The sequence below is a fragment of the Carnobacterium sp. AT7 genome, assembly GCF_000171855.1.
GTDB classification, from domain to species: domain Bacteria; phylum Bacillota; class Bacilli; order Lactobacillales; family Carnobacteriaceae; genus Carnobacterium_B; species Carnobacterium_B jeotgali.
In genome coordinates this window covers 13,441-34,625 of sequence record NZ_ABHH01000016.1, presented here as the reverse complement: position 1 = coordinate 34,625, position 21,185 = coordinate 13,441, and the positions used below count along the sequence as shown (strand labels likewise).

18 protein-coding genes and 1 pseudogene are annotated in these 21,185 nt (G+C 34.0%); 12 read left to right on the top strand and 7 right to left on the bottom strand.

The window, feature by feature from the left end:
- The first annotated feature begins 171 nt into the window (after positions 1-171).
- Entirely contained in the window at positions 172-1,095 is a 924-nt protein-coding gene (coaA, locus tag CAT7_RS07390; RefSeq protein ID WP_007723944.1) for a type I pantothenate kinase, read from the top strand.
- Between the two features lie 116 nt (positions 1,096-1,211).
- On the top strand, positions 1,212-2,762 hold the full coding sequence (guaA, locus tag CAT7_RS07385) for a glutamine-hydrolyzing GMP synthase (protein WP_007723943.1): 1,551 nt from the start codon (positions 1,212-1,214) through the stop codon (positions 2,760-2,762).
- A gap of 155 nt (positions 2,763-2,917) precedes the next feature.
- Here guaA and CAT7_RS07380 read toward each other — a convergent pair whose 3' ends face one another.
- Positions 2,918-3,412 (bottom strand): hypothetical protein, encoded by a 495-nt coding sequence (locus tag CAT7_RS07380; protein WP_035019510.1) that lies wholly within the window; start codon positions 3,410-3,412, stop codon positions 2,918-2,920.
- 513 nt (positions 3,413-3,925) lie between these two features.
- Here CAT7_RS07380 and CAT7_RS07370 point away from each other — a divergent pair.
- Both CAT7_RS07370 and CAT7_RS07365 read left to right on the top strand, forming a co-directional pair.
- A complete protein-coding gene (locus tag CAT7_RS07370; RefSeq protein ID WP_007723941.1) occupies positions 3,926-4,723 on the top strand; it encodes a nucleotidyltransferase domain-containing protein in 798 nt (265 codons plus the stop codon).
- Between the two features lie 428 nt (positions 4,724-5,151).
- On the top strand, positions 5,152-6,690 hold the full coding sequence (locus tag CAT7_RS07365) for an ATP-binding cassette domain-containing protein (RefSeq protein ID WP_007723940.1): 1,539 nt from the start codon (positions 5,152-5,154) through the stop codon (positions 6,688-6,690).
- A 107-nt stretch (positions 6,691-6,797) separates the two neighbouring features.
- On the opposite strand, the gene CAT7_RS07360 is transcribed toward CAT7_RS07365, so the two are convergent.
- Both CAT7_RS07360 and ndk read right to left on the bottom strand, forming a co-directional pair.
- On the bottom strand, positions 6,798-7,253 hold the full coding sequence (locus tag CAT7_RS07360; RefSeq protein ID WP_007723938.1) for a hypothetical protein: 456 nt from the start codon (positions 7,251-7,253) through the stop codon (positions 6,798-6,800).
- A 267-nt stretch (positions 7,254-7,520) separates the two neighbouring features.
- Positions 7,521-7,922 carry a nucleoside-diphosphate kinase gene (ndk, locus tag CAT7_RS07355; protein WP_007723936.1) on the bottom strand — a complete coding sequence of 134 codons (402 nt, stop codon included), beginning with the start codon at positions 7,920-7,922 and terminating at the stop codon, positions 7,521-7,523.
- 314 nt (positions 7,923-8,236) lie between these two features.
- Between ndk and CAT7_RS07350 the strand changes: the two genes are divergently transcribed.
- The gene (locus CAT7_RS07350) at positions 8,237-8,686 is read left to right on the top strand and encodes a hypothetical protein (RefSeq protein WP_007723933.1); all 450 of its coding nucleotides are present in this window, start codon (positions 8,237-8,239) and stop codon (positions 8,684-8,686) included.
- A gap of 317 nt (positions 8,687-9,003) precedes the next feature.
- Here CAT7_RS07350 and gpmA read toward each other — a convergent pair whose 3' ends face one another.
- The gene (gene gpmA / locus CAT7_RS07345; RefSeq protein WP_007723929.1) at positions 9,004-9,690 is read right to left on the bottom strand and encodes a 2,3-diphosphoglycerate-dependent phosphoglycerate mutase; all 687 of its coding nucleotides are present in this window, start codon (positions 9,688-9,690) and stop codon (positions 9,004-9,006) included.
- Between the two features lie 203 nt (positions 9,691-9,893).
- On the opposite strand from gpmA, the gene CAT7_RS07340 reads away from it, so the two are divergent.
- From CAT7_RS07340 to CAT7_RS07325, 4 genes are all read left to right on the top strand, one after another.
- Entirely contained in the window at positions 9,894-10,679 is a 786-nt protein-coding gene (locus CAT7_RS07340; protein WP_007723924.1) for a glucose-1-dehydrogenase, read from the top strand.
- 217 nt (positions 10,680-10,896) lie between these two features.
- Positions 10,897-11,898 carry a glycosyltransferase family 2 protein gene (locus CAT7_RS07335; RefSeq protein ID WP_007723922.1) on the top strand — a complete coding sequence of 334 codons (1,002 nt, stop codon included), beginning with the start codon at positions 10,897-10,899 and terminating at the stop codon, positions 11,896-11,898.
- 1 nt (position 11,899) lies between these two features.
- Positions 11,900-12,307, top strand: coding sequence for a GtrA family protein (locus tag CAT7_RS07330; protein WP_198008049.1), 408 nt, complete (start codon positions 11,900-11,902; stop codon positions 12,305-12,307).
- A 5-nt stretch (positions 12,308-12,312) separates the two neighbouring features.
- Positions 12,313-15,063 carry a YfhO family protein gene (locus CAT7_RS07325; protein ID WP_007723915.1) on the top strand — a complete coding sequence of 917 codons (2,751 nt, stop codon included), beginning with the start codon at positions 12,313-12,315 and terminating at the stop codon, positions 15,061-15,063.
- Positions 15,064-15,143: 80 nt separating this feature from the next.
- Here CAT7_RS07325 and CAT7_RS07320 read toward each other — a convergent pair whose 3' ends face one another.
- From CAT7_RS07320 to CAT7_RS07310, 3 genes are read right to left on the bottom strand one after another with little or no spacing between them, the layout of a single operon-like run.
- Positions 15,144-15,851, bottom strand: coding sequence for an MgtC/SapB family protein (locus CAT7_RS07320; RefSeq protein ID WP_007723911.1), 708 nt, complete (start codon positions 15,849-15,851; stop codon positions 15,144-15,146).
- 32 nt (positions 15,852-15,883) lie between these two features.
- Entirely contained in the window at positions 15,884-16,453 is a 570-nt protein-coding gene (locus CAT7_RS07315) for a chromate transporter (RefSeq protein ID WP_007723909.1), read from the bottom strand.
- On the bottom strand, positions 16,454-17,029 hold the full coding sequence (locus tag CAT7_RS07310) for a chromate transporter (protein ID WP_007723907.1): 576 nt from the start codon (positions 17,027-17,029) through the stop codon (positions 16,454-16,456).
- 234 nt (positions 17,030-17,263) lie between these two features.
- Here CAT7_RS07310 and CAT7_RS12695 point away from each other — a divergent pair.
- From CAT7_RS12695 to CAT7_RS07300, 3 genes and pseudogenes are all read left to right on the top strand, one after another.
- Positions 17,264-17,374 (top strand): annotated as a pseudogene (locus CAT7_RS12695) (LicD family protein); the annotation flags it as partial.
- 436 nt (positions 17,375-17,810) lie between these two features.
- Positions 17,811-19,856 (top strand): glycosyltransferase family 4 protein, encoded by a 2,046-nt coding sequence (locus CAT7_RS07305; RefSeq protein ID WP_007723905.1) that lies wholly within the window; start codon positions 17,811-17,813, stop codon positions 19,854-19,856.
- The gene (locus CAT7_RS07300) at positions 19,846-21,150 is read left to right on the top strand and encodes a glycosyltransferase (protein ID WP_007723904.1); all 1,305 of its coding nucleotides are present in this window, start codon (positions 19,846-19,848) and stop codon (positions 21,148-21,150) included. Before CAT7_RS07305 ends, CAT7_RS07300 begins: the two co-directional genes overlap by 11 nt.
- The last annotated feature ends 35 nt before the right edge of the window (positions 21,151-21,185 follow it).

Here is a 21,185-nt window from a genome sequence, read left to right as displayed (position 1 = left end):
AAAATAAATTTATACCAGACTATATTTTACACTATAGATAAGATAGATGGCTAGTTAAGTTTCTTTTAAGGTAGGCGTTTATTCACTAATGAAAGAAGAAAAACTATAAAAAGATAGCGATATTTGGTACAATAATTCGGTAGTCTAGGAACACGGGGGTCTTGAAAACACATGAAAGAGTCTGCCACATTTCATATCATTGAACGTGAAGAATGGAAAAAATTCAATACGGATAGTATTACATCATTGTCTTCAATAGAATTAGAAGAGTTAAAAGGCTTAAATGACCAAATTTCTATTACCGATGTTGAAGATGTTTACATACCAATAGTCCATATATTAGATACCTATTTAAAAAATTACGAACAGCTACAAGATGGAAAAAATAAGTTCTTAAAAAAAGATATTATTCATAAACCTTACATTATTGGAATTGCGGGTAGTGTGGCTGTTGGGAAAAGCACCACAGCAAGGTTATTACAGACTATGTTATCAAGAGTGTATAAAGAAAAATCAGTTGAGTTAATTACAACAGACGGTTTTTTGTATCCTAATAAGATACTTTTGGAAAAAGACATTATGAACCGTAAAGGATTTCCAGAAAGTTACGATATGAACCGACTCATCTCTTTTTTGGGAGATGTAAAAAATGGCAAAACATCAGTTGTTTCTCCAGTGTATTCTCATGAATATTATGACATCATCGAAGGTGAAGAGCATGTTCTAGAACAGCCCGATATTTTAATTGTCGAGGGCATTAATGTACTGCAACTGCCTGCAAATCAGCAAATCTACATCAGTGATTTTTTTGATTTTTCCATTTTCGTAGATGCCGATGCTGAACTAATTGAAAAGTGGTATTTGCAACGATTCGGTCTATTATTAGGTACCGCATTCAAACAACCAGGAAACTATTATTCTTCTTATGCTGAAGGAGACCGAGAAGAGGCATTTGAAATGGCTCGTGGAGTTTGGAAAACAGTGAATTTAGAAAATTTAAAAGAGTTCATTTTGCCTACTAAAAATCGAGCAGAGTTGATTATCCATAAAACTGAAAATCATTACATCGACCAAATTTTATTAAAAAAGTATTAGAGTAGAAAAGGCATTCATTCACTACGCGGTTGACCAATAGTGAAATAGCCGGTAAAATGAAAAAATATAGGTGAAAATAGATATAAAAATAATAAATTGGGGTGGACTGTGTGGTAATGGTTACAGATTTAACAAGCGTTGAAAAAATGATAGTACTAGATTTTGGAAGTCAATATAACCAACTCATTACACGACGTATCCGCGAATTTGGTGTTTATTCTGAGTTGTTGTCACATAAGGTGACTGCTGAAGAACTAAGAGGAATGAATGCTAAAGGAATCATCTTCTCAGGTGGTCCTATGAGTGTTTATGATGAAGGATCTTTTTCAGTTGATCCTGAAATTTTTAATATGGGTATTCCTATCTTAGGTATTTGTTACGGTATGCAACTAATGACCACTGCTTTAGGCGGAAAAGTTGAAGGTAGTGAGAATAGAGAATACGGTAAAGCAAGCATTGCGATCAATGATCAAAAAGCTCCTTTATTTAATTCATTAGCTGAGAATGAAACAGTTTGGATGAGCCATGGAGATTTGGTTACTCAAGTTCCAGAAGGTTTTGTTGTTTCAGCAACTAGTCCACATTGTCCAATTGCTTCAATGTTTAACCCCAAAAAGAATTTCCATGCTGTTCAATTTCACCCTGAAGTACGTCATTCAGAACATGGAAACGACATGTTAAAAAACTTCACTTTCGATATCTGTGAATGTGAAGGAAATTGGAGTATTGCTGATTTCATCGAATCTGAAATTGCAATTATTCGCGAAACAGTTGGCGATAAGAAAGTATTGCTAGGTTTATCAGGCGGAGTAGACTCAAGTGTGGTTGGTGTGCTTTTACAAAAAGCAATCGGCGATCAATTGACATGTATCTTTGTTGACCACGGTCTATTGCGTAAAGGCGAGAGCGAACAAGTAATGGAAAGTTTAGTTGGTAAATTTGGCTTGAATATCATTCGTGTAGATGCGAAAGAACGTTTTATGGCTAAATTAGCTGGTGTGAGCGATCCAGAAACAAAACGTAAAATTATCGGAAACGAATTTGTCTATGTTTTTGATGATGAAGCAACCAAACTTGACGGCGTTAATTTCTTAGCACAAGGAACGCTGTACACTGACGTGATTGAAAGTGGAACAGATACTGCTCAAACAATTAAATCACATCATAATGTAGGTGGACTTCCTGAAAATATGCAATTCAAACTGATTGAACCTTTGAATACGTTATTTAAAGATGAAGTTCGTGAATTAGGAATTCAATTAGGAATGCCTGAAAGTCTTGTTTGGCGCCAACCATTCCCAGGTCCTGGTTTAGGAATTCGTGTAATCGGTGAAATTACTGAAGAAAAACTAGAAATCGTTCGCGATAGTGACTACATCTTAAGAGAAGAAATTGCTGCTGCAGGTCTTGACCGTGACATCTGGCAATACTTCACCGTTCTTCCTGGATTCCGCAGCGTCGGAGTTATGGGAGATGGACGTACGTATGACTACACTATCGGAATCCGTGCTGTTACTTCTATTGATGGTATGACAAGTGACTTTGCCCGCATCCCATGGGATATCTTGCAAAAAATCTCTGTCCGTATCGTAAATGAAGTGAAACACGTTAACCGTATCGTGTATGACATTACGAGCAAGCCACCATCAACTATTGAGTGGGAATAAAAAGCAAAAAGCTGGGAAACATTGTTTAACAATGTTTCCCAGCTTTTTTTACTTGTTTGTATGGATAGATAATTTTTTTTAAGTCATCCATTTTTCTTTATGCATAATACTTATAAATCATAAAGATATGTGTGAATCTCATTCTAATAGACCTATCAATATACAATTGATCTTAAATATTGAATTTTATTGAGATCTTTATAATTATTTTTTTCAGCTCTATAATTATCTTGAAAAGAAGATGTATATATTTTTAAGTATTGTTCTTCTGAAGGTAAGAAAAAATTTACTTGATGCTCGTTCTTTAGTTCTAACTTATCAAGAGGTATACCTGTTGATTTTGGTAAAGTATCTAGTACGCCAAACTCAACACTAAACACTCCATTACTAAATTCATGTTCATGGAGATCAATCAGCTGATAGCCTAATTTTTTTATGATAGTACAAATAATAGTCCAATTGTAAATACGGAAATTATCTGGAGCTTCCCATCCTCTAGGATCACCAGGAACGTGTATATCTACATCTCGTGCATCCCAATTTTTCTGGGTCAAATACTCAAGTCCTAAAGACCCCATAAGCAGAGGTGTTATATTTGCTTCATTTAACAAAGTAGTTATTTTTAGGAACTCATCAAATTTATTCACCAAAGTATTTCCTCCAATTTTATAAAATCCATTAGTTTTAACTTTTAACTATATATCTAAAGAAATATTTATATAAGAATTTTAACATTCAACCACAAACTGAATATAACAGTATTTAAATATAGTTGTTGTTAAAATTATTTGGCTAGTCTGTTGCTTTAAATAGTTTTATAATATTAGTATAAATAAAAAACGGTCGTATTCATAACAAATCTCTCGGAGTATCAAAGAAACGATTCAAACTATTAATGATTTGGTAAAACTAGGTACGCTAAAAAAAGATATACATAATATTTTTGATAATATTTTGAATGTCTTAAATATTAATGACGATGAAAAGTTTTTTCTTTTTGATAGTAAACAAAAAGAGAAAAAGCTGGAAAGTTATGAGAATAACCAGAATCCTTTTGCTGGATACATACGAGTTAGACGAAATAGTATATGAAGGAATGGAATGTTCACAACTTACAGTTGATATACTATAATTCTTATAAAAAAGTTAAGTGAGGTTAGGTCATGAATGAAGGAGAGCTTGCGAAAAATAGACACGATCTTTTAAACGTATTGATAGAAAAAGTCTCGAGTTTTTCAGGAATAGAGGGTATATTTCTTGGAGGATCGATAGCTGCAAAAAGTGAAGACCCTTTTTCAGATATCGATTTGAGAATTTTGCTTAATGATTCATATTTGAAAAAAGAATTTATTCAACTCTTTTTGGATGATCTTAGTGAAATAATGTTTATAGAAACAAGAACAACTTCTTATGCTGTCATTCATTTTAACAACTTTATTAAGTTAGATATTTTTGTGTATTATAAATCAGATTTAATGCCCAATATTTGGTTGCAAAACATATTTATTATCTTTGATAAAGAAGGATTTTTAAACGAATTAAAAAATAAAGCTAAAGAATTAGTCTATCGCATTACACAAAACGAATTTGATGAATTACTATCAAAGTATTTTGCCTTTTACCATGAATTATATCGTCGAAAAGAACGTAAGGAGTACAACTACTGTGAATCATGTACCGTGATATTAAAAAATATTCTAGTTGCTTTTTGGTATGTTGAACTAGGATATCAACCAAATTCATTGGGTGACTGGAGTAAGTATGAGGGAAATAGATCTAAATTAACAAAATTTCAATTGAAATATTTAGACAAATGCACTCCAGTTTTAATTGAAGAAATTGAGAGTTTTATGAAATCTATTAATAAGGAAACTTTGAAATCTATTGAACAGATTTCAAATCACTACCATTTATCTTTTAATAAAAAACAGTTCATTATGATAACTTCAAAAGTTCTTTAAGGTGGAAGGCTATAAGTACAATTTTTCACAAAAAAATCTCTAAGAAACTAGTATTTCTTAAAGAATAATATTATTGTATATAAGATGATATCATTAGAAGCAACTTCAGTACATATACTTATTTAAAGCGATATAATTATTGTACAAAATACCTATACTTGCTATAATACACCTAACAAATCGAAAGGTTGTGCTTAAATGTACACTATCTAAAACAAATCGTAATTGAAGAAGAAACTTTTTCTGCCAATAGGGTGGGTTTCTTTGCAACGGTTTTTTTAGATACATCATTTAAACAACTTTTTGAATCGGGAATAGAGTTGCCATCTATAGGTACGCTAGGATTCTATCTGTTTAATTGAAACTGACTGACCGTCTGCAGAAACTTGTTGGCGGTCATTTTTATTTATTAGATAGGAGGAATCAGCATGTTACAAGTGAGAAATTTGACCTTGCACCACTTAATGGATTTAAAAGAAATCATCAAGGACTTGAGTTTTACAGTCAATCCTGGAGAAAAAGTAGCCATTATCGGTGAAGAAGGAAATGGTAAGTCAACCTTATTAAAATGGATTCTTGAAGATAAAAGTATTGAATCTTATATTCAAGCAGAAGGGGAATTGATTAACCAGTTCAGTCGCACCGTTTATTTGCCGCAATCCTTACCGCAAGAATATATGGAGTATACTGTTGATCAGTACTTTTTCAGTCAAGCTGATGCTATGGACATCGACTACCAAATGCTCTATCAATTAGTGGGACAACTTGGATTTGATGCTGATCGGTTAACCAGTTCGCAAACATTAGGCAGTTTATCTGGTGGCGAAAAAATCAAAGTTCAGCTACTAAAAGCACTCTCAACAGATCCTGATTTGCTATTGCTTGATGAGCCTTCTAATGACTTGGATCTTGATACAGTCAAATGGTTAGAGCACTTTATAAAAGCTACACCACTAACGATTATTTTTATCTCGCATGACGAATCTCTGCTTGCTGCGACAGCGACCAAAGTCATTCAGATTGAGCTATTAAGGCATAAGACAGTACCCGTCGCGACTGTGTCCAAGTTATCTTATAAAGAATACATTGAACAAAAAGAAGCACGCTATGAACACCAATCTCAAGTTGCCAACAAGCAACGAGAAGAACACCAAAAACAAATGGACAAGTACCGACAAGTTGAAAGCAGTGTCCATCATGCACAAGGAGCCATTTCAAGACAGGATCCGTCTGGAGCAAGGTTATTAAAAAAGAAAATGCATGCAGTAAAATCAATGGGTAAAAGATTTGAACGCGAAAAGGAAAACTTTGAAGAGATTCCATTAAGAGCAGATGCTATTTTAGTAAAATTTTCAAATACCAAATCTCTTCCTACAAACAAAACCATTCTTCATTTGGAAGATAAGAGTGTGAAGCTAGGAGATAAAGTTTTAGCACACTCACTGAATCTGCTAGTGAAGTCTCCTCAAAAGATAGGAATCATCGGGCAAAACGGGGTAGGTAAAAGCACACTGCTGAAGCAATTATGGACAGAACTAAGTCAGCGTACAGATATTGCAGCTGGATACATGCCGCAAAATTATGCTGAGTATTTGCTGATGGGTGAAACACCGGTTGAATTTCTGAGTAAAACTGGAGACAGTGAAGAACGCACTCAAGTGATGACTTATTTAGGAAGCATGCGTTTTACGACAGATGAAATGCATCATCCAATCCAGTCACTATCAGGAGGACAGCAAGCCAAGTTGTTATTATTGAAAATCGATTTATCAGGACAGAATGTATTGCTTTTAGATGAACCGACACGTAATTTTTCGCCGCTCTCTCAACCAGAACTGCGGAAACTATTCAAAAACTTTGGTGGTTCCATCATTACTATTTCCCATGATCGGATGTTTTTAAAAGAAGTCTGCGATCAAGTGTATGAATTGAAAAAAGATGGTTTGGTTAGGGTAGAGATGGAATAGATTTTTATAAACAAAGCTAATTTTATACACCATTTTATTTTTTAATAGCGAAGAATTATAGCCTAAAGAACAGTAATTTCCCTGTTCTTTAGGCTATAAATGTCGTATTATTTGCTTTCTTGAAGAGCGACCTCTACTTTTTTTGTAATTTCTTGATTGTTTTTCTCATATGTAAATTCAATACTAATATTTTTTCCAGTTTCTATATTTTTAGAAGGTACAGTAAAACCAACTAAATCACCTTCTAATGGATTAGTGCGTGTGTCAAGAACGCCTGCTTGATTTGAGCCCATATTGACTGAGTAAAAAAGAGTATCTTCTTCATCATATAGACCAAAGCTAGCTTGTTTAACTAAATCAACAGGGTCGCTATTTGTATGTTCAATAGCAAATAGTTGATAGGTTGGCTGAATGTATAATTCAGCACCATTGGATACAATCACTAAGTTTTCCAGAGCAACATCTTTTGTTCGGGCATCAATTGAAAATGTATGTAAGGTACTGGTTGTTGTGCAAGCACTTAAAAACAGAGAACTCATCAAAAATAAAAAAGTCTTTTTCATTTTTTTCCTCCCATAGTAGAGCTTTTCTTAAGTATACAATAAAGAGGAGTTAAATAAATGAGTTATTTTTTAATAATTTGGCAAACTAAATAATGATGAAAAACCAAGGTTTGCTCAGAATGATTAGGGACTCCTTATGCCATGAAATGCTGAAGGAATAAAGATTGCTTGTAGTCCTGTAAAGGATTCATTCCGGAAGAAATTTAGTTTGTTCTCACAGCCCCAATTGTTCCACACTAAAAAAGATTCTTTTAGTGAGAACAGCTTTTAGCTAAACCAAATGGCACGTTCTCGAACTGAACTTTCTTTCGAGTCAGAAGCGTGTACAGCATTTTCAGACATACTAAGAGCGTACAACGCACGAATCGTATTGTCTTGGGAGGTTTCAGGATCTGTTGTTCCATTTAAAGTTCGAACGCGGCTGATAACATTTTCGCCTTCCAAAATAAGAGCAACTAATGGACTTCTTGTAAGATAAGAAACTAGGCGGTTAAAAAAAGGTTTTCCTTTATGTTCTGCATAATGTTGCTCTGCCAATGCTGTAGTGGCATGGATTAATTTCATATCTAGGACCTTCAGACCATTTCTTTCATATTCTACTAAAATATTTCCGATTAAATTTCGTTCAACAGCATCTGGTTTAATTAATACAAGCGTTTTTTCTAACATGTTACTCATCCCCCTGAAAAGTTTAGTTAGTATGATTTTAACATGCCGGACTTCTTTAGTGTAGAAGACTGCACTTTAATAAGCAGAAAATATCAAACAGCCTTTTTTTCATCCCATATGAGTGTGAGGATAGACTCATCTAGTACCGATAGTTAAAAATAGTGATCGATAATACGGAATGTTATACTGAATTTAGTTATATCTCAAAGACAGATTAGTTTGGTGGGCTAGTTTGTTGAACGCATTTTTAAAATCGAAAAGGATTTAATAGATTTTTAAAGTAGTCTGTTAAATGATAAAAGGGAGGGAACAAGATGGGATTAATGTTATCAGAAAAAGAGATAATAGCGTACTTAGATGCCAATAGTTTATTGAATCCAATGACAGAGAGTACAGCTGTATGGGCACAAATCATGCCTTCTACAGGTTCCTTATTGGTATTTGGAGCTTATGCTCAGTTGTTAAAAGGGTCTTACTTTGTGTTATGTATGGAGCAAGATAAAGTTATTTTATTGCCCGTTCATAAAGTAACAGGTAAAATGGATTACAAGAAAGAACCGCTTATCATCCCGTTTGAAGAATTAGATTCGGTGGAAGTAGGAAAAAATATGCTGCTACACAAGGTAACCTTTACAGCCGGTGAACAAATTCTGCCTTTAAAAATAAATAAACTAGCTACAGGAACCAAATGGCATAAGAATCATTTAGAAAAAGCGTTAGCTGAAGTAGAAAAATGCAGAGCAAGTGTTGCTCAAAAAAACTAGATAGAAAAAAGCAAAAAAGTCATCTCTTTTCGTAAGGGATGACTTTTTGATTAGGACGTGTTTGAAAACTACTAAGATTCATTGAGTCTGCTCAAATAGAAACTGACTTCAAGTTGGTCGAATAAAGACTTATTGTGCATACTCAAATAGAAATTGGTTTTGAGTTAATCGAATAAAGACTCGCTGCGTCTACTCAAATGAAAAACGACTTTGAGTGAGTCGAATGAGGACTTATTACGTCTACTCAAACAGATAACGATTTTGATTCGGCCTACCGCAGCTATTTTTCTCGAGATAAACTAGTTTTAAAACACACCCTAGTCTAAATAATATTTTTTAGTTACAGCCAATTCTTCATTCAGTTCATAAACGAGTGGTTGACCTGTTGGAATTTCTAATGCCGTGATTTCATCATCTGGTATTTCTTCTAAATACTTGATTAAAGCTCGAATGGAGTTTCCATGAGCAGCAATGAGTACCGTTTTGTTATCTAGAATGGCTGGTGCAATGTGATCTTCCCAAAAAGGAATCACACGTTCTAAAGTGACTTTTAAACTTTCACCCATTGGAATGGTTCTTTTTTGAAGATTCGCATAACGACGATCATTTAAAGCGGAATTAGGATCATCTGGTTTCAATAATGGCGGTAAAGTATCATAAGAACGGCGCCAAATTTGAACTTGTTCCGGGCCAAATTTTTCAACAGTAGCCTGTTTATTTAACCCTTGCAAAGCTCCATAATGGCGTTCATTCAAGCGCCATGATTTTACTTCTGGAACCCACAATTGATCTGATTCTTCTAATAAGATGTGGCAAGTCTTAATGGCTCTTTTTAAGACCGATGTGAAAGCAAAATCAAATTCAATTCCTGCTTTTTTGATTTTTTGTCCGGCTTTGCGAGCTTCTTCGTACCCTTGCTCACTTAAATCAGCATCCATCCATCCGGTAAATTGATTTAACTTGTTCCATTCACTCAATCCGTGTCGCACAAAAATAAGTTTCAATTTAATCCCTACTTCCTGTAATTAATGGTGTACATGAATCCTCTTTAGTTTACATTTTACTCTTGTTTTGTTTAAAAGCGAATAATAAGCTGAACGATTAAATCAGGTTAATGGTGAGGCTGAGTGTCGAAAATAGACGCTGTATTTTTGGTGAGCTATACTTAATGTAGCTTTTATTAAATGAAAATAATAGGAGGAGTTAGATGTACAACGATTTAAAAGGAAAAGTTGCAGTCGTTACAGGCGGCTCAAAAGGAATCGGAAATGCGATTGCTAGACGATTATCTGAAGAAAAAATGAAAGTTGTAATCAATTACCACAGCGATAAAGAGGGTGCCGAAGAAACGGTAGCAGAATTGAAAAAAATTGGTGGAGAAGCTGTTGCAGTGCAAGCAGATGTAAGCAGTGAAGAAGGCATACAAACTTTGCTAGATGCGGCGATTTCTAATTTTGGTGAGTTAGATTTATGGATTAATAATGCGGGTATGGAGAATCAAGTTCCAACACACGAGTTAACTTTAGAAGACTGGAATAAAGTAATTGATGTGAACTTGACCGGTGTTTTTCTAGGATCTAAAGCAGCCTTGAATCATTTCTTAGAGCACGATAAAAAAGGAAATATCATTAATCTGTCTTCAGTACATGAACGTATTCCATGGCCAACATTTGCCCACTACTCAGCTAGTAAAGCCGGAGTGAAAGGATTCAATGAAACAATTGCCCTAGAATATGCTCATAAAGGAATACGCGTCAATAGCATTGCTCCTGGAGCAATCAATACACCTATCAATGCTGAAAAATTTGAAGATGAAAAACAAAAAGCAGCGACGTTAAAAATGATCCCACTAGATTACATCGGAAAACCAGAAGAAGTTGCAGCTGCAGCAGCTTGGTTAGCTTCTGATGAGTCGAGCTACGTAACTGGTATTACGCTATTTGTTGATGGAGGTATGTCTTTATACCCTTCATTCGAAAAAGGAGAAGGTTAAAGAGCTTAAAAAAAAGAATACTTTTTATTCGGAGCAGGCTTTCTACTCCGTTTTTTTCTATCTTTATGAAATGAAACCGCATACGTATAGCGATTTAAGAGAATATTCTCATTTAAAGTGTCAAAATTAGACGTCTATTTTCTTGTAAGATATACTGGATAGGAAACGAACATAAGCCTGACAAAGTTCGAAGGATGGTAATGAAAGGTTAGATTGAATGAAAACTATTACAATATTGATTCCTGCTTATAATGAAGAGGCAGTTATTGACAAAATGTACAAAAAATTAGATGCGGTTTGTGGAGAGTTATCTCAATATACATTTGAATTTCTATTTGTGAACGACGGCAGTAAAGACCGAACACTTGAACAAATAAAAGCGTTCAAGCAAAAAGACCCACGCGTACAATATGTTGATTTGTCACGCAATTTTGGCAAAGAAACAGCCATGTTAGCAGGATTTGATTATGCTAATGGAGACGCGCTAATCATTATAGATGCTGATTTACAGCAACCGCCAGAAACATTCGCTGAAATGATCCATTGGTGGGAAGAAGGTTATGATGACGTCTACGCTGTTCGAAAAGAACGGCAAGGAGAAAAATGGTTAAAAAAATGGACGTCTAATATGTACTACCGCGTGTTGCAAAAAGTAGCTAAAGTAAAAGTTTATCCTCAAGCTGGAGACTTTAGATTATTGGATAAAAAATGTGTTGAAGCTTTAAGACAACTGAGAGAACATGAGCGATATACCAAAGGAATGTATGGCTGGATAGGATTTAAAAAGAAAGAAATTTCGTATATAGCAGAAGCTAGAGCGGCTGGAGAAACAAAATGGAAAATTTCGGCTTTAATGAATTTAGCATTGAACGGAATAACTTCTTATAGTACGATTCCTTTAAGAATCTGGTCAATTATTGGCTGCATCATCTCAATATTTGCCTTTATCTACTTAGCTATTGAAATTATAAAAACGGCTTTATTTGGAACAACAGTAGCGGGATACCCATCCTTAATTGCGGGTATTTTATTTTTAGGTGGTATTCAACTCATTTCACTTGGAATCATTGGTGAATATTTAGGGCGCGTTTTTGTTGAAACGAAGGAACGGCCAGTTTACTTTATCCAAGAGTATTCAGAAAATGAAAGTGAAAAAGGTAAAACAGATTCCGATGAAACAAAAGAATTAAAGAAAGAGATGGACGGTAGAAATGACTAAGATAAAAAAACTCATCAGCAAATACAAAGAAGTAATTGGTTATTTAATTTTTGGCGGCCTAACGACCGCGGTTAATATTGTTGTATTTTATTTATTTGATTCTATTTTTGGAGCGCATTACTTAGTTGCAAATGCCATTGCCATTATTGTTTCAATTTTATTTGCCTTTTTTACCAATAAAAAATATGTGTTTAAATCAGAAACACCAACTTTTCAATTATGGCTGAAAGAATTTAGTTTATTTGTGTCTTTTCGTTTATTATCGGCTGTATTTGATATGGGAAGCATGTGGCTTCTGGTTGATGGACTAGATATAGATGCTAATTTGGCAAAAATCATTACACAATTCATTGTTGTTGCTTTGAACTATGTCTTTAGTAAATTTTTTATTTTCAAACAAGGGAAGTGAAGTAAGTGCTAAAAAACCTTGGCAGAAATTTATTTGAAGAAAAAAAAATCACTAAACAAACTTTTGCTCTCTTTACTGGATTATTTTTAATTATGATTATTGGTATTTATAGTTACTTTGTAGTGTTGCAAAAATCATTTATCTGGGAAGGTGATGGATTTTCACAGCACTATTTAATTTTTAAAGATTACCTGACTATAATCAAAGATTATTTTGCAGACCCAGCAGCTGGTTTCCCCTTTTGGGACTGGACAAACGGTATGGGAGCAGATGTACTAAGTGCTTATGGGTATTATGTGGTCGGGGATCCGTTTGTTTATCTTGGGTTGCTGTTTCCCGCAAGTATGACTGAACTTGCTTACCATGTGTTGGTATTGCTACGTGTTTACGCTATAGGAGTTGCCTTTTTATTTTATTGTCGCAGGATGCAAGTCGGCAGCTCGGGTGCTTTAGTCGGTACAGTGATGTATACCTTTGCTTTTTATGTTGTTTTAAATGTCACGAGGCATCCATTTTTCCTCATGCCGATGCTATTTTTCCCGTTATTGTGCATTGGGATCGAAAAGATTCTGCACAATGAATCAAACACATTCTTTATTGCAATCATATTTCTCAGTGCGTGCAGCAATTTCTATTTCTTTTATATGTTGAGTGTACTGATTTTTATTTATGCTGTTATACGGTATTTTCATCTTTATGGAAAGAAACCCATCAAACATTTACTGAATTATGTTTGGAAAGCCGTTTATTCTTATTTGATTGGGTTATTGCTCTCATGTGCTTTATTTGTCCCGATTGTAGGGGGATTCCTACAGTCTTCAAGAGAACCTGGAAAGTTTGCCAGTGGACTGCTTGTTTACCCTGTTAAGTACTATTGGTCTTTGATTCTAAATTTATTTATTTCTGAACGGTACCTATGGACGGTATTTGGATTCTCTTCTTTTGCATTATTATTGCTTCCTATGCTTTGGATAAAACGAAAAAAATTCGGCTTTATTTCAGCTAGTCTAGGTTTGTTTGCAGTAATGTTAGTATTGCCAGTATTTGGTTCTATTATGAACGGCTTTGCAGGTCCATACAATCGATGGACGTTTGCCATCCCTTTGTTTAGTTCTTTAGGAGCTGCTATGCTTTACAATAATCGGTTCAAATTAAAGAAAAACGAGTATACAGCTATGGGCTGGATGCTCCTAATTTACAGTGGAGCAATTGTTGTAATGGTTCAGTTTACCGAATTTAGAACAGCTTTTATCACTCCATTGATCTTTGCAGGCATGATGTGGCTGATAGTAGTCGTAGAAAATACACAACAGGACAAAAGGACGCTGACAATCCGCTCTAAATGGCTTTATTCTGCTTCTTTGCTGGTCCTCATTATGGTGAATTTAGGCTACAATGCAATGGATTACTATTATCCCTGGGGACAAAATTCAATCGAGTTATCCGTTGACTATGGAACAATAGATGAAGAGTATTTATCAACTTTTGATGGGCTTGAGCAGGAACTGCCAAAAGATGATGATATTTCTCGAATCGGAGTGACAAGTAAAGATAACCATGTGAAAAACCAACTGATCATCTTAGAAAAAATGGGACTGAATTCTTATTTATCGGTATCAAATGGATATATTTCAAATTTTGCCCGACAATTAGAAACAAGTCAATTTCAACTGATCCAACCTTTAAGAAATGGCTTCGACGACCGTCAAATTGCCAATAATTTTTTAGGTATCCGTTACATTCTGACAGAGAAAAAAAATGAAGCCTATCTTCCATATGGATATGAAGTAGTGGAAGAACTATCCGATAAAAGTTCAACTTTTAGTGTAGCTGAAACTCAAAATTATTTCCCATTTGCTTATGCTAATGCCACTTATTTAACGTATGAATCATTTGAAAAGATGAATCCTATTGAAAAAGAACAATTCTTATCTTATGGTGTTGTTATAGATGAAAAAGAAGTGGATCCAGTGGACTTAACCGTATTTGCCCAACCGTTAAATGTTGAAAGTAAAGAAGTCCAAATAAGTCCAAAGAATCAAAGCAACGTTAGCGTCGAAAAAGACGGGATAACGGTAAAAGAAGAGAATGGAGAAGTTGAGTTGTTATTAGAGGACCCCACTATTCTAAGAAATGCTGAAGTCTACGTATACTTGGAAGGATTGGATTTCACACCAAGCGTGAGTGATCCACTTACTGGAACGCCAACAAGTTTTACGGCTAGAGTAGCATTAGGCGAACGGAAAAAATCCATCCGCCAATCCGATGTGCTAAGTTTTAGCTCTTACATTAAGCGATCAAAAATGTTGTTTAATATGGGATACCAAGATGAAGACAGCACAGATGATACACTCACCCTTCAATTTTCTAAAGCAGGAAAATATGCTTTGAAAGATATTACAGTCTTTATTGTTCCATTAGATGAAGAGTATTCAGCTAGAGTTGCGGAAAAAAGAGACAATCAATTAAACATTGATACTTTTAATAATAAAAAAGTTAACGGCTCAATTACAATGAGTGAACCGTCTATTTTATCCACAACGATTCCTTATACTAAGGGGTGGAAAGCAACAGTGAATGGAGAGAAGGTTGAAACGCTTATAGTTAATGAAGGCTTCATTGGACTTCCGCTAGCAGCTGGAAATTCAGAAGTTACCTTTACGTATCAACCGCCATTTTTAGTTCTAGGAGCCATACTTTCTTTAGTAGGAATTGGTTTAGTAGTGATTAACCAGTTGTTTTTGAATAAACACTAGAGAGACACCGTCAATTTTATAGCGTAAAAAAAGAACAAAAGTGAGTTTTCACTTTTGTTCTTTTTTTGAAAATTTTACAATTAATTTTCTCTTAATGTATGAATTCGACGAATATGTTCAAATTCAGAAAGATCTTCTACTACTGAAGAAATGGAAATAGTGTCTGGCAAACTAAGTGTATAAAGGTTGATGTAACTATTTTTTTCTACGTTATTTGTATCTACGCTGTAATCTAAACCAAGGACATTAATGCTCATATTGGCAAAGTAACGGGTCAAAAACTTTTTAGTTTCTTCACGGTTTGTATAATAAATTTCAATTCTTTTCGAACTTTGAACACGAAATACTTTTTTTATGACACGTAAAACGAGTAAGATAATCAAACATCCGATTAAAGCTAGAAAATAGCTTCCCATTCCTACCGCTATACCTAAACCAGCAACAGTCCAAATAGAAGCAGCCGTGGTTAATCCTGTCACACTTTTTTTCGTTACGATAATCGTACCAGCGCCTAAAAATCCAATACCACTAATGATTTGAGCTGGCATCCGTGTCATATCTGTATTTAAAACTTGCGTTAAATCTGATTCACTTAATGCCATTTCAACCGTGCTGTAAGTTACTTGCAACTGAACTAAAGTAATAATACATGCACCCACACAGACCAATATATGTGTTCGTAAACCAGCATCATGGCCTTTTATTTCACGTTCATATCCAATAGTACTTCCAAACACAACAGACATTATCAAGCGAAGAAAAATTTCGCTATATTCCAATTCAAACATATAGACACCTGCTTTCTGGAAAACAATTTGATCTAAAGAGTCGTTAAACCATAAATGATTAATCTAGCCAGACCAGCTGCTAACATGACATAGATAGGACCAATTTTGGTTTTTCGTAACAAAACTAAACCTATCATAAATAGAACTAAAGAAATTAAATCTAATTCAGCCCATTGAATTGGAAGAGTATCTTTATTAAACAAAGCCGTTAATAAAATTGACAATCCAGCAGAAGCAATTAAAGCGACTACAGCTGGGCGCAACCCTTTGATGACTCCTTGTACTAAAGAGAGACCTTTGTATTTGTAATAAAGAACTGCTAACAACAAAACAATGATAACAGAAGGTGTGATACAACCTAGAGTAGCAACGAGGGAGCCAGGAATTCCAGCAACTTTTGTACCAACAAAAGTTGAAGCGTTCAAAGCAATCGGTCCAGGAGTCATTTGTGAAATAGTTAATACATCAATATACTCGGTACTTGTCAACCAATTGTGTTGCTCAATTACTTGTTCTTGAATCAATGGCAATGCGGCATAACCGCCCCCAAAGCTTAAAGCACCGACTTGGAAGAAGCTCCAAAATAATTGCAAATAAATCATTTATTTTAGTCCTCCTTTAGTTTTTTGTGTCTCTTTATGGGTCGTGTAAGCCCCTATAGCTCCACAAATAAACAAAATGACGACAATATTGATTGAAGTAAATGCTGCTGCAATGAACGATAAGATCATGACGACAATAGGCAAAATTAGTTTGTTTTTTGTTATATCTTTAACCATATTTATAACCACATTTACGATAACAGCGGCGACGCCAGCCTGCATACCAAATAAGACAGCATTTACAATAGGATTATCACGAAAAGCTAAGTAAAAATAGGAAACGATTGTAATAATGATTAAAGGTGGTAAAGAAGTACCGATTACAGATAAAAGTGCCCCTCGAATGCCAGCCATTCGGTACCCTATAATAATAGAAGCGTTAACGGCAATTGGGCCGGGAGAAGATTGAGCAATGGCTACCAAATCAAGCATTTCTTCTTCATCAATCCACTTTAATTCAGCTACAAAACGTTTTTGCATCAGTGGAACGATTACGTACCCACCGCCAAAAGTAAAAGCACTTAATGTAAAAGTAGATAAAAATAGTGTCCAATAAAAAGATGTATCTTTTTTCAAAAAATCCCTCCTAAAAATCATTCAATCCTATTATACCTTATCCAATCTTAAATGAAGAATGATTTGTAAATCGAAAAAAATGGGAAAAATCATCTTATCTTTCATTTGCAAAAAAAATGAACTCACATTCTCGGATTAAGTGTCGGCATTAAAGAGGCACAAAACATTCAGGTAGAAATTCTATTATAGTTTAATCAATTGTGTGAAAAATATAAAATCTAGTACCAGCTTTTCGTAGGAATCTTAATTGGAGCAATCAGACATAACGGTTTTATCCCTTGTGACGACGATAGTGATGTTTATATGCTAATGGATAGGAGTACAATCGTTTTTTTTGGAAGCTAGTGAAAAAGAGTTGAATGAAAGTTATGCCTTACAAAATTATCCTATTTGTTAGCAGCCTTATTCGGGACTGCTTCGTATTTATTTTATTATAAAGCCATTAATAAAATGGTTGCTGATAAAGCAATGGCATTAAATATAACGTATTCTTCGATGAATTTACGCTAAAAAAATCATTTTAATATGTGATACAACAAATTTCGAAAACTTAAGGAACGGTAATATTCATTTATTATTAGTTCCTAAGTTTTTATTAGATTCACTAGGTAGTTGGGCAGGCCCTACAGGAATAAACAAAGTCGGTTCTTTAACGGTTACTATGGCACTATGCTATAATATTTTCTAAGAGTTTAGTTAAAAACATCGTTTTGAAACAGAAAAAATGTCAGTAGTTGAATGAATAAGGTGAATGCGATTTCTTTTAGAAAGGTGGTAAACCATGAATAAGTTTATCGAATTGAGGAATAATTATTTTGAGAAAGAACAGAATTCTTCATTCCCTTTATTCTTTTTAAAGAAATATCAAGAAGAGAATCTTGTGGATACTTTAAAATTAGAAATCCTTTTAAAATCGTTTAAAGAGATTATACAACTCAGTACAAAAAAAGAACTAGAAGAGAGTGAACTGATTAAAGGTCTTGCTTATTTAGGGCAAAACGACTACCTAGATCGGTATCTAGTAAAGTTAGTTATGGACAACAATAACCTTCTTACTCAGGAAGGTTTCGATAAAGAAGTGATTAATCTGTTGTCTAAAGAGAAAACAAATGGAGCAATTGTTTATGCCTTAATAGATAGTTGTATTGAATGTGGTAGGGACGTATTGACTAAAGAAATGGTGGGAAATTTAGTAACCTACCACATAAAGCAGTTGGATGTTTTCTCGATAGTAATAGACTATCTTTATCATTTTAAAGTAGAGGGATTTGAATCAATTATATATGAGTGGCTGAAAGAAGATTATCCAATTAATATTAAAATTCAGTTGATAGATTTATTGGTAGAGCTTTATTCACTAGAAAAACTAAATTATGAAGACATTGAACGTCTAATTCCTTTTCAAACAAATAAAAAATTGTTCAGTGATTATATGGCTATCATCAATAGAGAACAACTCGTTAAGCATAATGGGCTAACAATTTTACAATCAATGTTCTATGGCGATTTTGAGAATAGTGGAAAAGGCAATAATGGTGGAATGGCGGTATTTTTGAAGACACTAGGAAGTGAGTTGTCTAAGTCAAAAGAAGTTTCTCTAGTTGTAACCTTAACAATTACAAATGAATGGTCCCATAATAAATCCCTGATGAATTTTTACTCTGATAACCATTTATTTCTGAGAGTCCCTATCTATATCGATGAAACAATTAAAGATCCTTATTTAAAAAAGGAACAATTTATTAAAAGAGCAATTGATAGGTTCTTAAAGAAATTAGAAATTGAACCAGATATTTTTCATGTTCGCTATTTAGATAATGCGTCAAAAGCAGTAGCACTTTTAAGCAAGGAATTAGGTAAAAAATTAGTTTTCACCTTAACGCCGGATCCGCATCGAAACATGATCAATAACGATGGAACATTAAAATCCTTTGATGCGAATGACTTTTTTCAAAAATTAAATAAAATAAAGATAGGTGACGAATTAATTTTTGAAAGTGATCAAATAGTTGGAATAGGTAATCATATAATGGGAAAAGAATTAGAATCTTATTTCCCACAATTACTTAAAGAAGATAAAAAAGAAACCGTGTGGATGATTAGTGAAGGAATAAAAGTTGATGGGAATTCAAAAAATAGTGATGAGAAATCAACTCATAACAAAGAATTAAAAGAAGTCAATTTGAAAAAAGAATTTTTTGATCGACCAATTATTTTAAATGTAGGGAGGTTAGAACAGCTAAAATCTCAAGATGAATTGTTAAAAGCATGGGGAAATTCGAGCATCTCAGATGTGTATAACTTATTGCTGATTGGTGGAGATATAGAGAATCCTAGTAATGAAGAAATGAAAATGATTCATTCATTTGAAGAATACTTCACTGAACACCCACATCTGAGAGATAAATTCTGTCATATTGGTGCTTTGTCAAATGAAAACATAAGAATGATTGAAAATGAAATTATGGAGCATCAAGAAAATTATCCACAAATTTATCTTTGTTCAAGTAAAAAAGAAGAATTTGGAATAGCTATTCTAGAAGCCTTATCACAAAAGTTCTTGGTGCTAGGACCTGAAAGAGGAGGCGTAAAAAGTTATTTAGAGAATGATGTCAATGGATTTTTAATTGATACTTCCAATTGGCAAACCATTTCTGAAGAAACAGAACTCATTATTCAGCGATTGAAAAATAATCCGGCAGCTTTTAAAAAAATACAAGATGCTGGAGAAAAAACCGTCAAAGACCGTTTTTCTATGGAAGAAATAGCTAAAGAATTTTTATTGTTTTATTTATCATTCGAAAGGAGCAAAGTGAATGAACGCTAATCATCTGTTTTTTATAAGTCCTCCTTTTTATTCTCATTTTACGCCTTTACTAGTTCTTGCGAAGAGTTTTAAAAAAATCGGGAAAGAGGTAACGTTTGGGTGTAGCAGTGAGTTTAGAAATCAAGTTGAACAAGCAAACTTATCTTTTTATGAAATAGATATCAGTAAAAATAAAAATATTAGCAAAGCTGAAATCACGAACCAGCCTGATTCAGAAAAAGATAGATTAGATGAGTTTTTTGAATCAACCAGAGAAGGAGCTGTCGAAACGCTCATTACACAGTCTAAGCATAGAAAAAAAGACATGCTTTATAAACCGGAGGAACTCGTTTCGAAAATCAAAAAAATAGCTGATTCTTTAGAGGTAGATTTATATGTGGTGGATATTTTATCCTATGGAGTTACTTTAGGATTGTATACCTTAGAGCTTCCTTTTGTAACATTTTGTCCACCTCATCCACGAACGATTCCAATGAAGAATGAGAACTATGGTGTCCCTAATGATTGGCCTTCTGTAATACCTGTGAATCAAAAACAGCTACACGAGTTAAAACAAGTTTCAAGAAAAACTCAAAACGAATTTACAAAAATTTTTAATACAATGATAGAAGAAAGTTCGAGCAATCGTAAACCAATAGAAAATGCGTTTAGTCTAGTTTCAGATAAAGCAATCCTTTATAATTATTTTGATTTTGACTCGATTGAAGATACTAATCAGTTACCCAATAAAATTTTTATGGGTAATTGCTTTGAAGAAGAGACACTCGATGAAGAGTGGCAAAACAAAATAAAAGATAAAAAGAATAGACTATTAATTACTCTAGGAACATTTCTATCTAATCGAGTGGATGTACTTGAAAAGTTAATAATCGGCTCAAAGAAAGCTAATCCAGATTCACTTTTGATTGTTTCAGCAGGAAGTAATGCTGGAAAATTAAACGAATATCGCTCTGATTCTGTTATTATTGAAGAATTTATTCCACAAAAAGCTTTAATGCCTTATATGGATAGCGTCATTTTTCACGGAGGTTGCAATACCTTTACTGAAGCACTTTATTATGGCAAACCAATGATTATTTTACCTTTTTCAAGCGATCAATTTAATATTGCTTATGATTGTGAAAAGAAACAATTAGCTGAAATATTGGATCCGAACACGTTTACAGAAGAAAAATTGGTAGCTGCTCTTTTAAAATTAAAAAGTCAAGATCATAAAGAGCTAACGTATTGGAGCAACGTATCTAAAGATAGAGGACCTGATTTTGCGGTCGGAAAATTAGTAGAAAACATTTGAAAATAGAAAAAATTGAAGGTATCCGACGGAGTCAG